This window comes from Sphingobacterium sp. SGG-5 (assembly GCF_011043525.1).
Taxonomy (GTDB): Bacteria; Bacteroidota; Bacteroidia; order Sphingobacteriales; family Sphingobacteriaceae; genus Sphingobacterium.
The window spans coordinates 78944-99877 of the sequence record NZ_JAAKGO010000004.1 but is presented as its reverse complement, the minus strand read 5'-3'; the positions used below and the strand labels follow the sequence as shown (position 1 = coordinate 99877).

Here is a 20934-nt window from a genome sequence, read left to right as displayed (position 1 = left end):
TTATTTCTTCTTCGTAGCTGACTTTTTAGAAGCGCCTTTTGTGGATTTTCCACTTTTTGCACCCTGCTCGGCCCATTTTAAAACGTCAGCGTAGGTAATCTGCTCGACGTCCGTTCCTTTCGGTATTTTCAGGTTTTGCTTTCCAAAGCGTACGAATGGCCCCCAGCGTCCGTTTTCAATCTGTGCATCTGGATTTTCATCAAATACCCGGATTACCTTATCGATATCTTTCTGCCGTTTCACCTGAATAATCTCAATCGCTTGCTCTTCTGTCACATCGAGTGGATCTATTCCCTTAGGCAACGAATAAAAGGCAGAATTGTGTCGGATATAAGGGCCAAAGCGACCAATCGCCACAGTCATCTCCTTGTCTTCAAACACGCCAACCTTTTTTGGTAATTTGAAAAGCTCCATCGCCTCTTCAAATGTGATTGTTTCGATCATCTGTCCCTTCCGTAAAGAAGCGAATTGTGGCTTTTCTTCATCTTCCGACGAGCCGATCTGCACCAACGGTCCGAAACGGCCTACACGAACACTTACAGGTTTTCCTGTCACAGGATCTGTCCCCAGCATCCGCTCATGCGTAGCACGATCAGCGTGCTCCAACGTATCCTGTACCTCGTCGTGGAAAGGACGGTAAAACCCTTCGAGCATATCTGTCCATTCCTTCTGCCCCTGCGCGATCTCGTCAAACTCTTTCTCCACTTTAGCCGTAAAATTGAAGTCTACAATTCCCCGAAAATGTTCGACCAAAAAGTCATTGACAAGTACGCCAATATCAGTAGGAAACATTTTGTTGCGTTCGGCCCCAGTAATCTCTGTCTTTGTTTGTTCTTTTATCGTTCCATTAGCCAACGTCAGCATCTTATAATCGCGGCTTTTCCCATCGCGATCTTCCTTAATCACATACCCCCTATTTTGTATTGTCGATATGGTTGGCGCATAGGTAGACGGCCTTCCAATACCCAGTTCTTCCAACTTTTTTACCAAAGAAGCTTCTGTATATCGTGCCGGAGGTCGCGAAAAACGTTCCGTAGCTGTCATTTCGTTTAAATAAAGCGGCTGTCCCTGCTCCAAAGGTGGCAATAGTGTGTTGTCCGAATCTTCATCATTTCCGCCTTCGGTCTCTTCGTCCGTCGATTCCATATATACCTTAAGAAAACCGTCAAACTTCATAATTTCACCGGAAGCCTGTAAGCTTTCAGAGCGTGTCGATACCTTGATTTTTGCGACAGTTTTCTCAAACTCAGCCTCACTCATCTGAGATGCTATAGCACGTTTCCATATCAATTCATACAGACGTTTCTCCGCATTGTCGCCGTCGATGGTATGGTCTGAAAAATACGTTGGGCGGATGGCCTCGTGTGCCTCCTGAGCGCCGGCTGATTTTGTTTTATACTTCCGAAGCTTATGATATTCATCTCCATAAGCTTTCTGAATCTCTGCCTGAGCAGCCTGAATAGCGGTATCCGATAAGTTGACCGAATCGGTACGCATATAGGTTATACGTCCTGCCTCGTAGAGACGCTGAGCAACCTGCATGGTACGTCCAACAGAAAACCCAAGTTTCCGACTTGCCTCTTGCTGCAAAGTCGATGTCGTAAAAGGGGCCGCCGGATTTCTTTTTGCCGGCTTTTTCTCTAAGCTGCTTACTTCAAACGCTGCTTGTAGACAGTCCTTCAAAAACTGTTCAGCTTCTTCTTTTTTGGCGAACCGCTGAGGCAGCTCTGCTTTCAATGATTCTTTGTTCTTTCCGGTATGAAATAGTGTGACAACCTTATAAGAGGCCTCCGCATTGAATTTATTAATTTCCCGCTCCCGATCAACAATCAAACGCACCGCTACGGATTGTACGCGCCCCGCAGACAATGACGGTTTTACCTTTCTCCACAATACAGGCGATAACTCGAAACCCACCAGCCTATCCAAAACGCGCCGTGCCTGCTGGGCGTTGACCAGATTGTAATCGATTTTTCGTGGAGTTTCTATAGCCTTTATAATAGCGGGCTTTGTAATCTCATGAAAAACAATTCGTTTTGTATTCTCTTCCTTCAACCCCAATGTTTCATACAAATGCCAGGAAATTGCTTCTCCCTCCCGGTCCTCATCGGATGCTAACCATACTGTCTCTGCAGTCTTGGCCAACTTCTTCAGCTCACTGACCACAGCCTTTTTATCCGAAGGAACCTCGTATTTTTGTTCAAATTTATTAGCAGTGTCTATCGCGTCATCTGTCTTGACCAAATCCCTAATATGTCCATAGCTGGACTTTACCAAAAAATCACCCCCAAGATAACCCTCTATCGTTTTTGCCTTCGCAGGCGACTCTACTATTAATAAATTTTTAGCCATTGAATTTTTTAGATTTCTGCAAATATTAGTATTTCAAAATGGAATGACAATAATTTTTGTCACTTATCTTATAAAAAGCTTCAGTATTTTTAATTTCTGAGCCACACATCCAGCAAATAAAAAGCCATAAATAAGACGGAAGCTATGCCATTGGTCGTCATAAAGGCTCTATTGACACGACGTAAATCCGTGGGATGTACAATACGATGCTGGTAAATCAAGAGACCGGCGTAGAAAGCTATACCAATATAATAGAAAATACCGACCTCCATAAATAATACAGGCAGTGCGATAAAAATAAATGATAACACATGCAATAGTTCGGAGACATAAAGTGCTTTCCGGGCTCCCAAATATGCTGGAATGGAATGTAAACCTTGTTGTCTATCAAATTCCTCATCCTGTAGGGCATAGATAATATCAAAGCCGCTGACCCAGGTCAATACCGCTAATCCATATAATACGGGGACAATGTGAAACGCACCTGTCACCGCTAGGTAGGCGCCCACGGGAGCCAACCCTAAGCCCAGCCCCAGCACCAAATGACACAAGGGCGAAATTCGTTTCATATAAGAATAGAACAAAATGACAAAAAGGGCAACGGGCGATAATACTAAACACAATGGATTGATAAAATATGTTGCAACCACGAAGATTACACAATTGATAATCGTAAACGTCAATGCACTTTTCGCCAAAATACGCCCTGCTGGAATATCCCGAATAGCCGTCCGAGGGTTTAACGCATCGATGTCACGATCCAAATAACGGTTGAAAGCCATGGCAGCATTTCGAGCCGTTACCATACAAAGCAACATGAGCAGGAACAACTTAACGCTGAAACCCTGTCCTGTCGTTGTAGCCGCCAGAACAAAACCAATGATCGCAAAAGGTAGCGCAAAGATACTGTGTGCAAAAAGCACCAAAGACATATACTTCTTCATATAGCTCTATGCAACAACTGGGGGTTCGAAACTGGTGTTTATGGAATCAATCTCTTCTAAAATTTGTTCGATACCCGATTTCTTCTCGGCAGAAGTCAAAAAACAGGGTGGAACTTCTTCAAACCATGTCAACAAGGCTTGCTTGAATTTCGCTATATTTTGTTCAGATTTTACGGCCGATTGTTTATCCGCCTTCGTAAAGACCAAGAAAAAGGGTAAGCCTTGCTCTCCTAACCAACAACAGAATTCTAAATCGATTTTTTGTGGATCCAAGCGACTGTCAACTAACACAAAGATACATTGGAGATTTTCACGTTGAGTGAGGTACCGACGTATAAAACGCTCCCATTCGGCACGGTTTTTTTTTGAAGTTTGTGCAAAACCATATCCGGGCAAATCCACCAGATACCAATCTTTATTAATAACAAAATGATTGATCAACTGTGTCTTCCCCGGTTTTTGGGAGGTTTTGGCCAATCCTTTTCGGCCAGTAAGCGCATTGATCAGCGATGATTTACCCACGTTTGATCTCCCTATAAATGCATATTCAGGGAGCGTAGGTGCCGGGAGTTTATTGACATCGGTATTACTCGTGACAAATTCAGCAGTTTTTACAAGCATAAACAAAGGTAATATTTTCCGCATTAACCCCAAATTGGAGCCTCTTCAAGTAGCCGTATACCTGCCTTTTCTTAATTCCCAAAATATACTTTTGGTAAATAAAAGGAAAACAGCTACTTTTAGAGTAATAAACTTATTAAATTCATTACTTTAAATCACACAACGATGAGTAAATTAGAAGACAAAATTGCAGCTTATGTAGCTGAATCAAAAAAACTGAACTTGGATCTCGATGAAAAGCTAATCGCTTCCGTGGCGAAAGGACTCGGCCCTTCCATTTATAACGCCGATGCTGAAACCATCGCTGCCTCGGACAAAGCAGAGCTCGACCGATTAAAAACTAATTTCCTTGTGAAAAAATTAGGATTAAAGGACGATGCCAAACTGGATCAAGCCATAGAAGAGGTCATTGAAACGGTTGGCAAATCCAACAAGAACAAATATAGAGCAATTGTATATGCACTTTTGGTCAAGAAATTCAAAAAAGAAGCGGTTTATAAATAGTCAAAGACAGCAACACTTTTTGAAGCCCAACATTTAATTATTCAAAACTCAATTCACCAAAAAATTGGGGCAAATGAAAGTTAGGTGTTGGGTTTTCTATATCATTCCAAGCCAAAAAATGAGGCTGTGGAAGTTTATCGCCACATTTATAAAAATTAGCATACGCCTTACGGCCGGAATTAACCTCCTGATTGAATATCCTCTTCGGAATTCCAAGAACAAGACGCCATCTCTTCTTTCCTTCGCTATTGAATACCTGTGAAAAAGTATTGACCTGCTCTACAACAGCTGGGTCAAGTCGCAGTCGATCAGCTTTCACAGCAGGGCCATACCCTATCAAACCTGTCCCTAAAACATTGAACTCAAAATTATAATAGGTATGTTTATTATCCAAAGAGATAAAAAATTCGACACAGCTATCTTCATAGACGCTCTCATTGGGGCGAATGTACTGGGCTTTTACATATTCCTCTTCTACTTCGTAGCGTATATATATCGTATCTTCCGAATGGACAATTTGAAATCTTACGTCAGGCTTATAAGGAAAAGCTTCTTGCCATGGAGAATTGTCTACAGCATGCCATTGCGACGAAATGAACAATGTATCAAACTGATCATTTGCCCATGATATATTCTTATCTTCTATCTTAGAGACGGTTAAAATGGATGTCATAGACAAATAAACAAAGAATTATTGACTGACCAAACTCTTGTTCAAGATATTTGTCAATATTTCTTCGTGACTTTCTAATTCCTGCACCAACTTTAACTGTGCTTTTGTTCGTACAAGGTTATGTTCCGGATAATGAATTTTATAATAGATATCATCTTCAAGATAGTCGGTCAAAAACCGTACAGCTTGCATATAAGGCAACAACAAAACACCATACATCAGTGAATCAATCTCTGTATTTGTCAAGAACTCCTTTGCTTCGTTCAGGTACCCTTCAGCATACGCCTGAAACAGGGGTATATTCAACACTACTTTATCCAGGTCTTCTTCATCCTCCGCAGCCGCATTGATGATCGTACGGATGGCATCTCCAAAATCGTAAGCAACGTACCCCGGCATAACCGTATCAAGATCTATAACGCATTGTACGTTGTCGTATTGATCCAACAAGACATTATTAAATTTTGTGTCATTATGTGTGATGCGTAAAGGCAGTTGTCCACTTTTTGCCAGTTCGAGAATGCGACGCATTTTATTTTCCCGTTCAAAAATATAGATCAAAATATCCTCTACCGCAGCTACACGTCCAGCACTATCCTTACTTATTGCCTTTCTCAGATTGTTCAACCGAAAATCTATATTATGAAAATTGGGCAAAATCTCCACGAGTTTAGTAGCATCCAATGTCGCCAGCTGCTTTTGAAATTTACCGAAAGCTTGTCCGCCGGAATATGCCTGCTTGGTCGTTTCCACGATGTCGTAACTCTTCGTATCTTCCAACAGAATAAATATACGCCAATACTCGCCATCAGACGTGACATGATACAATCCATTCTCCTTGGTAGGAACGATAGTCAAGGTATGCTTATCGACATCTCCGACCGTTCCTTTCAACACCGTTTTGAGATGATTCGTAACTAATGAAATGTTATGCATGAGCCCATCAACATCTGTAAAAATGTGATGGTTTATTTTTTGCAGCAGGTACGATATATCTTTTGAAGAAGATACAGTGAGTTTATATGTATCGTTGATATGACCCGACCCAAACCGACTGATATCCAACACTTCACCCTCCACATCAAATTGATTGGCTATGACCTTTATCGTTTTCTCTATGCTCACTAAAGACATGAAAATTCTATTTTTGTTATTTGAAAAAGCGTAAAAATTTGAAGCAATATCTATAAAATCTAATACACATTAAAACATTATTTGACAACAATCGATTGCGTTCGGTAAATTATTACATGATTTACAAAATGCATGTAGCATATTACATATATTTTACTTAGATTTAGGGTCAATAAAATCATCTTCATGATTACAGAGATAGTTATTATAATTTTATTAATCTTATTAAACGGAATTTTATCTGCCTCAGAGATTGCCATCGTATCAAGTAAAAAAATCAGGCTGCAACACCTCGGCGAAAAAAATGTGGGGGCTAAAACTGCTCTTAAGTTAAAAAATAAGCCCAATCAATTTTTATCCACTATACAAATCGGCATTACGCTGGTCGGTATTCTGACGGGTTTCTTCTCGGGAGGAACAATATCTAAGCATCTTGCGGATGCCCTTCAAGTTGTGCCGTTTATCGCCCCCTACAGCGAAACCGTTTCTATTGTTATCGTCGTATTCATTATCACCTATCTTTCGTTGGTTATTGGTGAATTGGTTCCGAAACGTATAGGGATGGCTATACCCGAAAGGTATGCGTCGTTGGTCGCTATTCCGATGAACTTTCTGAGCAAAATAGTCAAACCTTTTGTCTGGATATTAAGTGTATCTACTGATCTCATCGTCAAGTTTTTTCGCATAAAAACGGATAAAAATAGTGTGACAGAAGAAGAGATTCGTGCTTTAGTGGATGAAGGCGTAGATAGCGGGGTGATTGAAAACTTTGAACATGACCTCGTAGATCGATTACTGGATATAGGCGATAAAAAAGTAATCAACATGATGGTGCATCGCAGCAATATTACCTATCTGGATTTAGAAAACAGCTTCGAGGAAAATAAGGCCTATATTCTGGCAACGGACCATACGGAATACCCCGTATGTGATGGGAACTTTGACAATATACGAGGGATTATCCACGCAAAAACGCTATTAAAATACTACATCCGTGAAGAGGAAATCAATTTGGAAAAATTGATTCAACCCATCCCCTTCGTCAACGAAAACAGCAGTATATACACCGTATTCGACATGCTCAAAAACACAAAAGTTCTCCAGGCTATTGTGATTGACGAGTACGGTATCCCCCAAGGATTAATAACGATCAAAGATATTATGGCCGCTTTGGTAGGCAGTTCTGACACAGGACAACAAAACCAAAATGGCTCAGTACGGCAGCGGGAGGATGGTTCCTTTATGGTAGACGGAAGATGTCAGTTGGACGACTTTCTCGAACGATTCGACATCGAGCTTTCCGAAGAGGAAATCGAGGAATTCAGCAATATCACTACCTTAGGGGGACTGGTCTTTTTAAAACTTGATCGTGTACCCATCGAAGGCGATTATATTCTTTTTTATGATTATCGATTAGAAGTGATCGATATGGATGGCAACAGAATTGATAAAATTTCCATTGCCAAGCAGTTGGATTCTATAGATCCATCGACACAAACGCCCCATTAGACGACGTATTTGCCGATGACCTGTATGAGCTGTGATTTTGTCAAAAGACCACTCTGCCGCCATACTTGGGCAGCTTCTTTATACAAGAGTAAGGTTGGCACACCTTGTATTTTAAAGTTAGTTGCAAGCGCTCGATTACGATCTACATCAATCTTGATAACGGTCAGCTTATCTTGAAAATGTTCTTTCACTTCCTGTAAAATGGGTGCCAATGTCTGGCAAGGTCCACACCATTCCGCCGAGAAATCAATCAACACGGTGTCATTTTTATTTATGATTTCATTGAAATTCGCCATATCCTATCTTCTTCTACTAAAATTTAAATCAAAACTCACGTCCAAAGGGCATACATAGCCGTTCCAGACTTTCTATATCGTCATTAAACATATTCAAATCTACAAAACCTTTTATACCTTTTACCCTGCCCTTTTCTGAAAATTGCCAAAAGTTCCAATGCGCCTTTGGCTTTTCTATCCAAAAATTATAATTCGCTATCCACAATGTATAATCGCTGAATTCGTTTTCCAGAAAATCCGTAAAATAACTATCACCCGAATATACAATGGGCTTCACCTTATAATGTTGCTCTACCCGCCGCAACCATCTCTTGAGGCCTACCTTAAGGCTATCCATCGACTGACTCCGCGGGCGCTCTTCAATATCCAATACCGGCGGTAAATCACCCGGTTTTAATTTGACCACTTTGATGAAATTCTCGGCCTGTTTGATCGAGTTCTCATTGGGTCTGAAATAATGATACGCTCCTCGCAACCTCGAAATTCGCTGTACCCCTTTCCAGTTTGACGCAAATTTCTTATCTTTTCCTCTTGTTCCCATGCTTGCCCTTATAAAGACAAAGTCAACGGGAAATTGTTCATGAATTAAGCTTACGCTATCCCAGATAATATTCCCCTGATATTCACTGATATCAATACCAAAAATACGTTCCGAGTGAAGCGACATCAGGGAGATATTGCGTGCATCATACTTACTGTATTCCTTTCCATCGACATTTACAACGGCAAAGAAGGTTTTTAAATAATAGTTTATTCCTTTTCTGTAATGCCAGACTGTAAATAAAAAAGTAAGCAAAAGCGGAATACCGATGCTCCATAGCAGATATCGACGACGTTCATCAGCTAAGGTCTGTCTTTTCCGTTTACTACGTCTTTTGTGTTGTACCATATTACAGCGAAATATAAATCATTTCGCGAATAGATTTCTAGTTTTTTTGCGCAATAAAAACAATTGTTCTCATTTTCAACAGCCTAAGAAATAAGTTTTGGCAACATTATTTATTTTTCTACTTTTGCAGCGGAGAGCTGGCAGAGTGGTCGAATGCGGCGGTCTTGAAAACCGTTAACTGTCACAGGTTCGGGGGTTCGAATCCCTCGCTCTCCGCCAAAGCAAAGTAAAGCCCGACGAAAGTCGGGTTTTGTCGTTTATAGCTCAAACCAAGCTTGCTTTGGAACCAATGCAAAGCAAACGGGTGGTATATTTTGTATTTTTGTAGTATGCCTCAACAGATTTACGAGGGAAACTTTTAAGAAGCTGTCACGTTCTGACATTTCAGATTGTCTTAATTAAATCAAAACAAAAAACAAAAATGGGCGATTTCGACACATTGAACAAAAAGCTATTTCCTTATGCATACAACATTTTGGGAAATATTGAAGACTGTCAAGATGTAATCCAAGAGGTCTTGATAAAATTCAATGAAAAAGATGTTGATTCGATTTCCAATCAACAGGCGTACTTAATAAAATCGGTTATCAACCAATCCCTAAATCTAAAAAAGAAAAACGATCGAGAAAGACAACAAAAAATCATATTGCCCGAACCATTAGTTACTAATCAAGGCGAAGACAAAATTGAATTAGATGAGATACTAAACTATTCAATGCTTGTCTTGCTTGACACCCTGAACACAAAAGAAAGAGCAGTTTTTTTGCTAAAAGAAGCGTTTGATTACGAACACGATCAAATAGCCGAAATATTAGATATTTCCGCAGAAAATTCAAGACAACTGCTCACGAGGGCTAAAAAAAAGCTAAAATTGCGTAAACCTGACACCACAACCCCGTTAGCAAGAAACAGAAAATATTTAGCGAAATATGTGGCAGCAATCCGTAATGGCGATATCAGAACTTTGGAACAGATGCTATCGGACGAAATACAGGTTTTGGCAGATGCAGGAAACAAATTACAGGCTGTTGCTGAGATGACTTCGGGAATTGACGACACAGTTAAACTGATGACCTATATTTTTGAATACTATCAAAAAGACCTGGAAATAAAAATCAAAGAAATCAATCATCAATCGGCATTACTGTTTTACAGAGATATAACCTTGATAAACTGCCAGATATTTGAGCTAACCCCAGACGGAAAAATCACGCGTATTTTTTCTGTCGTTGATCCAGACAAACTAATGAAAATTTAAAGTTTTTTCTATTTTCTGTCACGTCCAGCAATCTATAATTGTCTTGTATCAAAACAATTAAATTTTACAGATGATGAAAGAATTTGCATTAATTTTCAGATTAAAAGACATTGCTGATTTCAGACCAACGCCTGAGCAAATGCAGGAACGTATGAATTGGCTGGCAGGTATTGCCTCACAGAACAAATTGGTCGACAAAGGCAACACACTTTTGCCATTTACAGGAAATGCAAAAACCGTAAAACCCAACAATGAAGTAACAGACGGAGTGTACACCGAAATCAAAGAATTTGTTAGCGGTTACGTGGTAGTAAAAGCCGACACCATTGATGAAGCGATAGTGATGGCAAACGGCAATCCAATTTTTGACCAAGTAGGCGGAAACATTGAAGTAAGAGAAGTTTTAAAGCGAGATTAACACTTATTTTCAAAAAATGAACTGACAGGTTTTAGTCTTCGTAAACAAGGCAATTTTATCACCTCATAAAAATTCATAACAAAATGATTGTAGTTAAAGTAACATACACAGTAAACGATGAGTATGTAAACACTAATAAAGAATTGATACAAAAGTTTCTAACAGATTTCAAAAAGTTAGATAGCACACAATTTTTGTACTCCATATTGCAAACAGAAAACAGCAAAACCTTTATCCATATTTCGCAATACAAAAACAAAGATATACAGGGGGTATTATTGAACACGCCAAGTTTTCTTCACTTCCAGAAAGAGCGAGATAGAAACCTTGCTTCCGAGCCCAAGATTGAAGTACTGAATTTTATAGGAAGCTCAAAAAACGTTTTCTAAAAGTTAAGATTATCAAAAAACGTCAAAAACGGTATTAAGTGTTCGACAGGAAGCCCCTCAAGCCCACCAAAGCAAAGTAAAGCCTCCCCCTTTACGGATGGTTGGCGGCCATGTGTGCGGGAAAGAGCAACACAGCCAATACCTCACTCTCCGCAGAAAAATTCCTTCATCGAAAGATGAGGGATTTTTTGCGTTAAGAGGGGTTCGAACAAAAGGGCCGGGGTGGGTTCGATAGGATGCTTATCCTGCCCCTCCAAACCTCTTCGTCCCTATCACACACAAGATGACGCCCATGGTCACAGCTAGCATACCTATACTTACCGTCTCATGAATCAACGATGCCGCCAGAGCCAACCCAAAAAACGGCTGCAATAGCTGCAGCTGTCCTACTGTCGCCGTGCCGCCCTGCGCTAATCCACGATACCAAAAGATAAAACCGATAAACATGCTAAACAGTGAAACATAAGCCAAGCCACTCCAAGCCGACAAACTGACACTTTCGATTGACGCCGGCATAAAAATAAACACTAACGGTAACATCACGGGAAGTGACAACAACAATGCCCAGGAAATCACCTGCCATCCTCCCAATGTCTTGGTTAGTCTCGCTCCCTCCGCATAGCCCAGTCCACAGAGGACAACGGCTGCCAGCATGAACATATCCCCAAGAGGTGAAGTGGTAAACCCCTGTGATACAGCATAACCTATCACTAACAGGCTACCTGCTATGGAGAAAAGCCAAAATATCGGCCGGGGGTGCTCACCACTGCGAATGACACCAAATATCGCTGTTGCAACCGGTAATACCCCTAAAAAAACAATGGAGTGCGCTGAAGTCATATATTGCAGGGCTAATGCGCTCAACAAAGGAAAGCCCACCACCACACCGAGAGCGACGATAGCCAAAGGCAGAAGCTGCTTTTTCCTGGGACGCTTCTCTTTAAACAGCAACAAAGCCAGCAATGCCAACAGGCCGGCAATAGATGCTCGCGCTACGGTCACAAATATAGGATCCAACCCCAATACCGCAACACGGGTAGCTGGCAATGAGCCGCTAAACAAGAGTACTCCAATAAAACCATTTACCCACCCTTGCGAGGCATTTTCTTTCATCTTACGCACCTCAATCTCATGCATTATATTTTTTGACACAAAATTCGACAAATGGAACCGAAAATGCGACAAATGTATTTAGTTATTTCGTACATTTGCCCCAATTTTATATTAAGACTATGCCAAAAATCTCACAGAAAGGCATCAAAATGCCTGCGTCGCCAATTCGAAAACTTACTCCTTATGCTGATAAGGCAAAAAAAGAAGGAAAAAAAATATATCATCTTAATATCGGACAACCCGATATCGAAACACCTGAGGGCATGCTTCATGCCTTAAAAAATGCTGATTTCAAGATCTGGGCGTATACCTCGTCGGAAGGAACCGCCTCCTATCGCAACAAGCTTGCTGAGTATTACAACCGGTTGAACTATAACGTGCTTCCGACGGACATTCTCGTGACCAATGGGGGTTCCGAGGCTATTACCATTACCATGCAGGCTTGTCTGAATCCGGGAGAAGAGATTATCGTGCCTGAACCTTTTTACGCGAATTATAACGGCTTTGCTTGTTCAGCAGATGTGGTCATCAAACCCATCATGTCGCATATCGAAAATGGATTCGCTTTACCGTCTATCGCTGAATTTGAGAAAGTCATCACCGAAAAGACAAAAGCCATCGCAATCTGTAATCCTAATAATCCTACAGGTTATTTATACTCCCGTGAAGAACTGGAAGCACTACGCGAAATATGCTTGAAATACGACCTTTACCTGTTCTCCGATGAAGCATACCGTGAATTTTGTTATGATGGCCGAGATTTCATATCTCCCATGCACTTGGAAGGTCTTGAAGAACATGTCGTGGTATGGGATACCGTTTCCAAACGCTATTCCGCATGCGGAGCACGTATTGGCTGTATTATCACAAAAAACAAGGTACTGTATCAGACTGCGCTCAAGTTTGCACAAGCCCGTCTTAGTCCATCATTAGAGGGACAGATAGCCGGTGAAGCAGCTGTAGACACCCCGGCATCCTATTTCGAAACCGTCTCTCGGGAATACACCGAGCGCAGAGATACCCTGGTGGAAGGTCTGAATAAAATTGAAGGTGTATTCTGTCCAAATCCCGGTGGGGCTTTTTATGTTGTAGCCCGGCTCCCCATCGATAATGCTGATGTATTCTGCCAATGGATGTTAGAGAAATTTTCACACGACAACCAGACTGTCATGATGGCACCGGCAACAGGTTTTTATAGCACACCCGGAGCGGGAATAAATGAAGTACGCTTAGCTTATGTGCTCAATCAAGATGATCTTAAAAAGGCACTTATCTGCTTGGAGAAAGGACTTGCTGCGTATCCGGGAAGAACATCCTAAAGGGGCAATTACAACTTTACTAAACTTTTGTCCGGATAAGCTGTTAGAATGAAAAAAGCATATTACAATGGACAAGAAAAAGTCATTATTTCTTTTAACCGTTGCCGCGGCTGCAGGATCGGTTATTTATAATATATGGAAGCCCATAAAGACAGATTTGCCGGTCATACAGGATTTTGATCTGGAACGATACCTTGGAAAGTGGTATGAAATCGCCCGCATGGATTTTTTCTGGGAAAAGGGCCTGAAAAATGTGACGGCTATATATGAGAAAAAAGAAGATGGAACTATCCGGGTCAACAACCAGGGCGTAAAAATAAAGAACAATAAGACCAAGCAAAGTATAGGCAAGGCAAAGCCCGCGTCGGATCCCAATGAGGGTGCGCTGAAAGTATCTTTCTTCGGCCCGTTCTATTCGGGGTATAATATTATGCATATAGATGACAATTACCAATATGCACTGATCTTTGGTGACAATCTGGATTACATGTGGATTCTGTCACGCGAAAAAAACATTCCAGAGGATATAAAAGATAAATATCTGGACTACGCGCAAAAGGCAGGATATCGGTTGGAAGACCTTACCTGGACTATTCAGGAATAATAGCTATCGATGCCACAACAGTTCCAAGCGGACCGACACCGTGTCCCCATCCGTTACGATATTTTCTGTGTTACATCCCTTTCCAAAGAAAATCCAAAGTAGTAGCAAAATCAACGCTGCCAGTATCCACCATATGCCGGTACTTCGACGCTGACGTACCACCGTTTGTTCAGTATGTACGAGTGGAGGCACGGGAGCAGGTGCCGCTTGTGAGATATCCTCTCCTTTCGGCATATCAATTTCCACTGGAGCCTCTGCTTGTGCAAAGGATGAACCGAAAGCTCCTAACCCTATGCCGGCTGGCAGCGCTGCGGCAATTTCATTTCTATGAGAAATAAGCAGCTGACGTATATCTGCAGTTTCCCAACTTCCTCCTTTGCGGGTTATGACAGCTATAATTGTCGGAAGAACGGCACCAAAAATTTGCTTTACACGATTGACATCTATTCCCAAGAACGTTGCGCCCGTGGCCATTACGCCTTGGAGCTTATCACCAAATATGACACCAAGTAAATTATCGCTCTCATACTGCGTATTATCCGTTCCCGCATGAGAACCAAAATAGTTACCAAAGACCTGCCCTACTTCAAACTTACTAAACAAATGCCGAGATTGGGTAAGTATACTATCCAGACCATCACCAACATGACTGTGGTAGCCCAATAAAAGTGAGGGAATAGCCAGATCGACTCCTTTTCTCACCGTCTCCGGGTTCTCTCCTACATGCGTACTTAAGGTCGAGATCACCTCGTCCGTAAAATACAATTTTGCTTGTTGAATCAAGTTATTTTCCATAACATCTAAAATTGATCACCTTATAATGATAACAGAAAAGTGACAATGTTTGTTTGGGATTACCTGCAATATCTTCATATTAAGTTTATATGGATAATGTATCTTTGGACAATTAAAGACAAAGATAGCTATGATGAAAAAGATTATTTTTATTTCAATTTTTCTTGTTACACAGATTGCCTATTCCTTTGGTCAGCAGGCTAAATATATATTCTACATGATAGGCGACGGCATGGGCGCCAATCATGTCAACCTCACTGAAATCTATTTAGCACACCTTCAGGGACGAAACGGTATTGAACCGCTCATATTTTCGCAGTTCCCCTTCTCTTCTGTTGCAACCACCTATTCTCTTTCGCATGGTGTGACCGATTCTGCTGCGGGGGGAACAGCTCTTGCCGTCGGGAAGAAAACCAAAAATGGCGTAATAGGCATGGATAGCACCGCTACCACTCCCTACAAAAGTATAGCTTACGCTGCTAAAGAAAAGGGATTGAAAGTGGGCATTACAACGAGCGTAAGCATCGATCATGCGACTCCTGCCTCATTTTATGCGCACCAACCTTCGCGCAGCAGGTATTACGAGATTGCATCTGATCTGATAAAATCCGATTTCGATTTTTTCGCAGGTGCCGGTTTTTTAAAGCCCAGCACAACATTCGATAAAAAAGAAGCGCCTTCTATATATCCACAAATAGAAAAGGCCGGCTACCATATTCTAAAAGGATATGATAGCTTTAAAAAACATAACAACAAGAGTGAGAAGCTAATCTTAACTAACGTTGATGGCACAAGTCCTAACGCACTGAACTATGCCATAGATCAAAAAGATGATGATCTCAAGCTTGCTGACATCACATCCGCAGCAATACAATCTCTTACGAGCAATAATCAGAAAGGATTCTTTCTAATGGTAGAAGGTGGAAAGATTGACTGGTCCAGCCATGCAAACGATGCAGCCACAACAATTCACGAAGTGCTCGATTTCAACGAGTCCGTCAAATTGGCCTACGAGTTTTATAAAAAACATCCCGATGAAACCCTTATCGTAGTCACTGCCGACCATGAAACCGGAGGTCTGACTATTGGCAATGGCGGCTCGAAGCTCAATACCCGAGTGTTAAAGAATCAGTCCATCTCCCAAGGTGAGCTATCTGCGCTAATTGCTTCGTTGCGTAAATCCAAGCCCAATGCAACATGGGATGAAGTAAAAGCCTTACTTGCAGATAATCTCGGACTTTGGGAAAACATCAAAGTATCCGAAAAGGACGAAAAGCCCATTTACGACACGTATCTGGCCAGCTTCGTCAATCACGAACAGCTCACGTTAAAAACTCTTTATGCGAATGATGATAAGATTGCTTCCTTAAGTATAGCGCTCCTAAATCGACTGGCATCATTGGCTTGGGGATCGACAAGCCATTCTGCGGCTGCAGTTCCCGTATTCGCTATAGGTGTGGGGGCGGATAAGTTCAGTCATAAAATGGAAAATACCGACGTTCCTAAAAAGATTGCTGAGGCTGCAGGATTAAGTTTGTAACAAGCCACAGGACATAAAAACAGCCTCCGTTTTCGAGCAAAACAGAGGCTGTTTTTTTATACTATCCAACTTCTAAATTATATTGATTTTTTAACACCAGAATCTCACGCACCTTTATTTCGGGAATGGTCCGCTTAATACCTTCCGCGTCTGTATATAACCTATAGTTTAACGAACCGGAAATCATTAATTGATTTCCTTTTTTTCCAAATTGCTCAACAACCTCGTTCAACGGTCCCCACACCACACATTGGTGCCATTGTGTTGTTTCTTTCCATTCTCCGTTTTTAAGTTTTGTCCTTTCATTGGTCGCAATTCGCAGCCGTGACATTTTTGTTCCTTGCGCTGTCGTTTTAACTTCTGCATCGGCACCCACATGCCCGATCAATTGAATCTGATTAATTAAAGCTCTCATGTTGAATAAAATTTAATAAATAGAAAAATATTTATCAAATATAACTAAAAAAAACAATAAATATTTAATCTATCAGCAATAAAAAATCAAATATATCGTGTAAGTCTATATTTCTCTCTTATAACCCGGTTTATCCATCAGGTGATCCAAGGAATGGGTACCCGAGCCGACAACCGCAAACAATAGTAGCAGAACGAACACCAGTATAGAAAGCCACAATTCTGAATTCAAATAGCTAAAGCCTTTCGTGATATTGACAAAAAAGACAGCTACAAAAAGAATCGGCAACTGCACAATAGCAGCTAATCGGGTTTGGAACCCTAACATAATAAACAATCCGCCAACGATATGCGCAAATACAATATAATGGAGTGCAGAAACCAGGGATAATCCGAAGTTTGTGTTTTCAATAAGACGGAAAACGGTGTTGTTGTCCATGATGAAACTTATCCCTCGGGCAAAAAGCAATACTCCCAACCCCATTCTAACAATAGATAGCCAATGGCTATGATGAGTGTCGCCCCAGTGTTCGACACGTTTTACAAGGTTCATAATTACCTCCTTTTAGATTTGAAATCGATTTAATAACGTTTTTTTTTCGATTTTGTTTTAAAAAAGCAAAGCCTCCCGTCTCCGGAAGGCTTCACCCATTAAACATATAACTACACTAACAACCTAGCTCTTTGAATCTTCTTTACTTACTGAATTTGTATCTTTTTGTATACGTACCGGCCGTTCGCCATCACTTCTTCCCTTAAACTTACGGTCATTTCTGTCAATACGTTTGTTTCTCTGATCCGCATATTTTTCAGCCAAAATTTTTTGTTGATCCGGAGTCAGCAATTTTTTGAAACGTTCGCGATCTGCTTTCATTTCCTCACGCATAGCGTTTCTGTCCGCTTTCTGAACCTTCGCCCGCTCCTTGTATTTCTTAGCTTGATCGAGATTATAAGCGTAAACCTCCTGTCGTTGCTTATCGGTAAACTTTAACGTTTTATCCAAGCGTTCCGTACGGATTTTAGCCACCTCTTCCGGTGACTTTTTCTCAAAACGTTCTTGGACCGCTTTGTCGCGATGCCGCATGTCTTTCTTTACTGTGGGCGTGTTGTCTTGCGCAGATGCCAGGAAACCTAGTCCGGCAAATAATACTACAAATGATAATGCTTTTTTCATACTGTCTTTATTTATTAACAAATTATTATTAAACAGCCTATTTACCCTTATAGATACGAAAAGGATATAAACGTTTAATCGCCATGCGTTAAAAATTTGTTAAACAACAAAAGCCAGCTTTACACTACAATATTGATAATCTTGCCCTTCACAAAAATAAGCTTTTTGGCAGCCTTCCCATCCAGATAACGTTGTACATCCACATTCGCCAACACGATTTCTTCTACCGTCTTCGGATCAAGATCCAAAGGCAAAGACAGGTTCATCTTCATTTTACCATTCACCGATACCGGATAGGCAAACTCTGATTCTACGAGGTAATCCGGGTTAAATGCAGGATATATCGCATACGATATAGTCCCTGCTGCATGCCCCAATAAAGACCACAATTCTTCGGTAATATGAGGTGCGTACGGGTGCAATACCACAATCAGCTCTTGCAAAATCTTCCGTTTGTTACACTTCAAGTCCGTTAGCTCATTGACGCAGATCATGAAAGCCGACACCGATGTATTAAATGAAAAACGTTCAATATCCTCTTCTACTTTTTTAATGATCTTATGAAGCGCCTTGTATTCCGCCTTCGTCGGCTCTTCTTCAGACACATGGAAATTACCTTCCGCATCATGAAACAGCCGCCACACTTTCCGAAGGAATTTATATACACCTTCAATTCCATTCGTATTCCAAGGCTTGGACTGCTCCAACGGTCCTAAGAACATTTCATATAAGCGCAAAGTATCGGCACCAAACTGCTGGATGATATCGTCGGGATTAACCACATTAAATTTGGATTTCGACATTTTCTCCACCTCCGTCCCACAGATATATTTTCCGTTTTCCAGAATAAATTCCGCATCGGAAAAATCAGGACGGAATTTTCGGAAACCTTCCAAATTCAACACGTCGTGATGTACAATATTCACATCCACATGCAGCGGCACCGTGTTATATTCATCTTTTAAGCCCAGAGAAACAAATCTGTTTGTTCCTTTCCCCTCTTCGTCCAGTACACGGTACACAAAGCTCGACCGTCCCTGGATCATTCCTTGATTAATCAATTTTTTAAAAGGTTCCTCCTCATTATGATAACCCAAATCTTTCAGGAATTTATTCCAAAAGCGTGAGTACAGCAAATGACCCGTAGCATGCTCAGAACCACCAATATATAAATCCACAGCTTTCCAATAATCCACAGCTTCTCCGGAAGCAAAAGTCTGATCATTTTGCGGATCCATATAGCGCAGCCAATACCAAGACGACCCCGCCCATCCGGGCATTGTACTTAATTCGTACTCATATTCATCCTGATACTTCCAGCCCTCAGCGCGGCCTAAAGGAGGCTCACCGGTTTCAGTAGGAAGATATTTATCCACTTCAGGCAACAATAACGGCAACTCCTCCTCTTTAATCAGGTACGGCAGCCCGTTTTTAAAATATACCGGAACCGGTTCCCCCCAATAGCGCTGACGACCAAAAATAGCGTCACGCATACGGAAGTTTACTTTTGCTTTTCCCAAACCCAAACGCTCCAGTCGTTCGATCAAAGCCGGAACAGCCTCACCGTAGGTCATACCATTGATAAAGCCTGAATTGATATAACGTCCGTCTTTGGTGGGATCGGCCGCCTCTTCAATGTTTTGGCTATCTGAAATAGGTATAATAGGTAGGTTGAAATGTTTTGCAAAGAGATAGTCACGTTGATCGCCCGAAGGCACCGCCATCACTGCCCCCGTACCATAGCCTGCCAAAACATAATCCGCAATCCATATCTGTACATTTTCGTCAGTAAGCGGATGTTTCGCATAAGCCCCTGTAAAAGCCCCCGATACCGTCTTGGTGTCAGCCATACGGTCTAACTCAGATTTTTTAGATGTCTTTTCGATATAGCCCTCAACATCAGCCCGCTGCGTCTCGGTAGTTAAAGCAGAAACTAACTCATGTTCTGGCGCTAAAACCACAAAACTCACCCCAAAAATCGTATCCACACGTGTCGTAAACACCTCGATGACAGTATCCAATTGCGGTACGGGAAATTTAACCGAGGCTCCTACCGACTTTCCTATCCAATTGCGCTGCATCTCCACCAAGGGCTCCGGCCAATCTACCGTATCCAATCCTTTCAGCAAACGATCTGCGTATGCCGTAATCCGCATGGACCATTGCATCATCTTCTTTTGCTCTACCGGATAGCCTCCACGTTCGGACACCCCATTAATCACCTCATCATTCGCCAATACCGTACCCAATGCTGCACACCAGTTGACCGTGCTCTCCCGAAGATAAGCCAGACGATATTTTAACAATTCACGTTGCTTATCTTCTTCACTATATACCCTCCATTCTTCGGCCGTAAAGGTACGGACATCCTCATCCGACACTGCAGACACACCGGACGAACCATTGCTTTCAAATTTGTTTATCAGCGTGTTAATCGATTCCGCCTGATCTGTTTGTTTATTATACCAAGCGTCAAAAAGCTGCATGAAAATCCACTGCGTCCATTTGTAATAGCTTGGATCGGAAGTCCGCACTTCGCGGGACCAGTCGTAAGAAAAACCAATATTATCAAGTTGTTCGCGATATCGATTAATATTTGTTTCAGTCGTAATGGCCGGATGCTGTCCCGTCTGAATAGCATATTGCTCGGCCGGTAGACCGAACGAATCATATCCCATAGGATGCAACACATTGAACCCCTTAAGCCGCTTATAGCGCGAGAAAATATCCGAAGCGATATAACCCAGTGGGTGTCCTACATGCAACCCCGCCCCTGATGGGTAGGGAAACATATCCAACACATAATATTTAGGCTTCTCTGTTGATTCCGACGTTTTGAACGTCTGGTGATCCGCCCAAAACTGCTGCCACTTCTGCTCGATTGTTCTATGATTGTAATCCATTTCTTTTTGTAACGAAAATTGTATAAGAGTTGCGAAATTAGTGATTTTAAGTTAGATTTAAGACAGAAAGTTTGTAGATTAGTTC

20 protein-coding genes and 1 tRNA gene are annotated in these 20934 nt (G+C 41.5%); 8 read left to right on the top strand and 13 right to left on the bottom strand.

Annotated features, from left to right (window positions below; translation table 11 throughout):
• From topA to yihA, 3 genes are all read right to left on the bottom strand, one after another.
• Complete coding sequence (gene topA, locus G5B30_RS06910) at positions 1-2352, bottom strand: type I DNA topoisomerase (RefSeq protein ID WP_165319247.1); 2352 nt, start codon at positions 2350-2352, stop codon at positions 1-3.
• 89 nt (positions 2353-2441) lie between these two features.
• A complete protein-coding gene (locus tag G5B30_RS06905) occupies positions 2442-3296 on the bottom strand; it encodes a UbiA-like polyprenyltransferase (RefSeq protein ID WP_165319246.1) in 855 nt (284 codons plus the stop codon).
• A gap of 6 nt (positions 3297-3302) precedes the next feature.
• A complete protein-coding gene (gene yihA / locus G5B30_RS06900) occupies positions 3303-3917 on the bottom strand; it encodes a ribosome biogenesis GTP-binding protein YihA/YsxC (protein WP_165319245.1) in 615 nt (204 codons plus the stop codon).
• 165 nt (positions 3918-4082) lie between these two features.
• Here yihA and G5B30_RS06895 point away from each other — a divergent pair, with 165 nt between their 5' ends.
• A complete protein-coding gene (locus tag G5B30_RS06895; protein ID WP_165319244.1) occupies positions 4083-4421 on the top strand; it encodes a DUF2853 family protein in 339 nt (112 codons plus the stop codon).
• Positions 4422-4458: 37 nt separating this feature from the next.
• On the opposite strand, the gene G5B30_RS06890 is transcribed toward G5B30_RS06895, so the two are convergent.
• Both G5B30_RS06890 and G5B30_RS06885 read right to left on the bottom strand, forming a co-directional pair.
• A complete protein-coding gene (locus tag G5B30_RS06890; protein ID WP_165319243.1) occupies positions 4459-5094 on the bottom strand; it encodes a carbohydrate-binding family 9-like protein in 636 nt (211 codons plus the stop codon).
• Positions 5095-5112: 18 nt separating this feature from the next.
• Positions 5113-6228, bottom strand: a complete 1116-nt coding sequence (locus tag G5B30_RS06885; RefSeq protein WP_165319242.1) for a phosphotransferase enzyme family protein — start codon at positions 6226-6228, stop codon at positions 5113-5115.
• A gap of 186 nt (positions 6229-6414) precedes the next feature.
• Here G5B30_RS06885 and G5B30_RS06880 point away from each other — a divergent pair, with 186 nt between their 5' ends.
• Positions 6415-7737: a hemolysin family protein gene (locus G5B30_RS06880; RefSeq protein ID WP_165319241.1), complete on the top strand. Its 1323-nt coding sequence runs from the start codon at positions 6415-6417 to the stop codon at positions 7735-7737.
• Here the strand turns inward: G5B30_RS06880 and trxA are convergent.
• Both trxA and G5B30_RS06870 read right to left on the bottom strand, forming a co-directional pair.
• Positions 7734-8033 (bottom strand): thioredoxin, encoded by a 300-nt coding sequence (gene trxA / locus G5B30_RS06875; protein WP_165319240.1) that lies wholly within the window; start codon positions 8031-8033, stop codon positions 7734-7736. The two genes, G5B30_RS06880 and trxA, sit on opposite strands and share 4 nt — an antisense overlap.
• Positions 8034-8061: 28 nt before the next feature.
• Positions 8062-8922 carry a glycoside hydrolase family 25 protein gene (locus G5B30_RS06870; RefSeq protein WP_165319239.1) on the bottom strand — a complete coding sequence of 287 codons (861 nt, stop codon included), beginning with the start codon at positions 8920-8922 and terminating at the stop codon, positions 8062-8064.
• Between the two features lie 131 nt (positions 8923-9053).
• Between G5B30_RS06870 and G5B30_RS06865 the strand changes: the two genes are divergently transcribed.
• The 3 genes from G5B30_RS06865 to G5B30_RS06855 all read left to right on the top strand — a co-directional run bounded on the left by G5B30_RS06865 (position 9054) and on the right by G5B30_RS06855 (position 10598).
• Positions 9054-9141, top strand: a tRNA-Ser gene (locus tag G5B30_RS06865).
• A gap of 202 nt (positions 9142-9343) precedes the next feature.
• On the top strand, positions 9344-10180 hold the full coding sequence (locus G5B30_RS06860) for a sigma-70 family RNA polymerase sigma factor (RefSeq protein WP_165319238.1): 837 nt from the start codon (positions 9344-9346) through the stop codon (positions 10178-10180).
• A 70-nt stretch (positions 10181-10250) separates the two neighbouring features.
• Positions 10251-10598: a YciI family protein gene (locus G5B30_RS06855; RefSeq protein WP_240903130.1), complete on the top strand. Its 348-nt coding sequence runs from the start codon at positions 10251-10253 to the stop codon at positions 10596-10598.
• A gap of 629 nt (positions 10599-11227) precedes the next feature.
• On the opposite strand, the gene G5B30_RS06845 is transcribed toward G5B30_RS06855, so the two are convergent.
• Complete coding sequence (locus tag G5B30_RS06845) at positions 11228-12124, bottom strand: DMT family transporter (protein WP_165319236.1); 897 nt, start codon at positions 12122-12124, stop codon at positions 11228-11230.
• A gap of 95 nt (positions 12125-12219) precedes the next feature.
• Between G5B30_RS06845 and G5B30_RS06840 the strand changes: the two genes are divergently transcribed.
• Together G5B30_RS06840 and G5B30_RS06835 are read left to right on the top strand one after the other, a co-directional pair.
• Entirely contained in the window at positions 12220-13419 is a 1200-nt protein-coding gene (locus G5B30_RS06840) for a pyridoxal phosphate-dependent aminotransferase (protein WP_165319235.1), read from the top strand.
• Positions 13420-13486: 67 nt separating this feature from the next.
• Positions 13487-14023 (top strand): lipocalin family protein, encoded by a 537-nt coding sequence (locus G5B30_RS06835; protein ID WP_165319234.1) that lies wholly within the window; start codon positions 13487-13489, stop codon positions 14021-14023.
• 3 nt (positions 14024-14026) lie between these two features.
• On the opposite strand, the gene G5B30_RS06830 is transcribed toward G5B30_RS06835, so the two are convergent.
• The gene (locus G5B30_RS06830) at positions 14027-14818 is read right to left on the bottom strand and encodes a DUF937 domain-containing protein (RefSeq protein WP_165319233.1); all 792 of its coding nucleotides are present in this window, start codon (positions 14816-14818) and stop codon (positions 14027-14029) included.
• A 130-nt stretch (positions 14819-14948) separates the two neighbouring features.
• On the opposite strand from G5B30_RS06830, the gene G5B30_RS06825 reads away from it, so the two are divergent.
• Positions 14949-16358 (top strand): alkaline phosphatase, encoded by a 1410-nt coding sequence (locus tag G5B30_RS06825; protein WP_240903129.1) that lies wholly within the window; start codon positions 14949-14951, stop codon positions 16356-16358.
• A gap of 61 nt (positions 16359-16419) precedes the next feature.
• Here G5B30_RS06825 and G5B30_RS06820 read toward each other — a convergent pair whose 3' ends face one another.
• The 4 genes from G5B30_RS06820 to leuS all read right to left on the bottom strand — a co-directional run bounded on the left by G5B30_RS06820 (position 16420) and on the right by leuS (position 20849).
• Positions 16420-16773, bottom strand: a complete 354-nt coding sequence (locus G5B30_RS06820) for a single-stranded DNA-binding protein (RefSeq protein ID WP_165319232.1) — start codon at positions 16771-16773, stop codon at positions 16420-16422.
• Between the two features lie 105 nt (positions 16774-16878).
• The gene (locus G5B30_RS06815; RefSeq protein WP_165319231.1) at positions 16879-17325 is read right to left on the bottom strand and encodes a DoxX family protein; all 447 of its coding nucleotides are present in this window, start codon (positions 17323-17325) and stop codon (positions 16879-16881) included.
• 123 nt (positions 17326-17448) lie between these two features.
• Positions 17449-17946: a hypothetical protein gene (locus tag G5B30_RS06810; RefSeq protein WP_165319230.1), complete on the bottom strand. Its 498-nt coding sequence runs from the start codon at positions 17944-17946 to the stop codon at positions 17449-17451.
• Positions 17947-18065: 119 nt separating this feature from the next.
• A complete protein-coding gene (gene leuS, locus G5B30_RS06805; RefSeq protein ID WP_165319229.1) occupies positions 18066-20849 on the bottom strand; it encodes a leucine--tRNA ligase in 2784 nt (927 codons plus the stop codon).
• Positions 20850-20934: the final 85 nt, after the last annotated feature.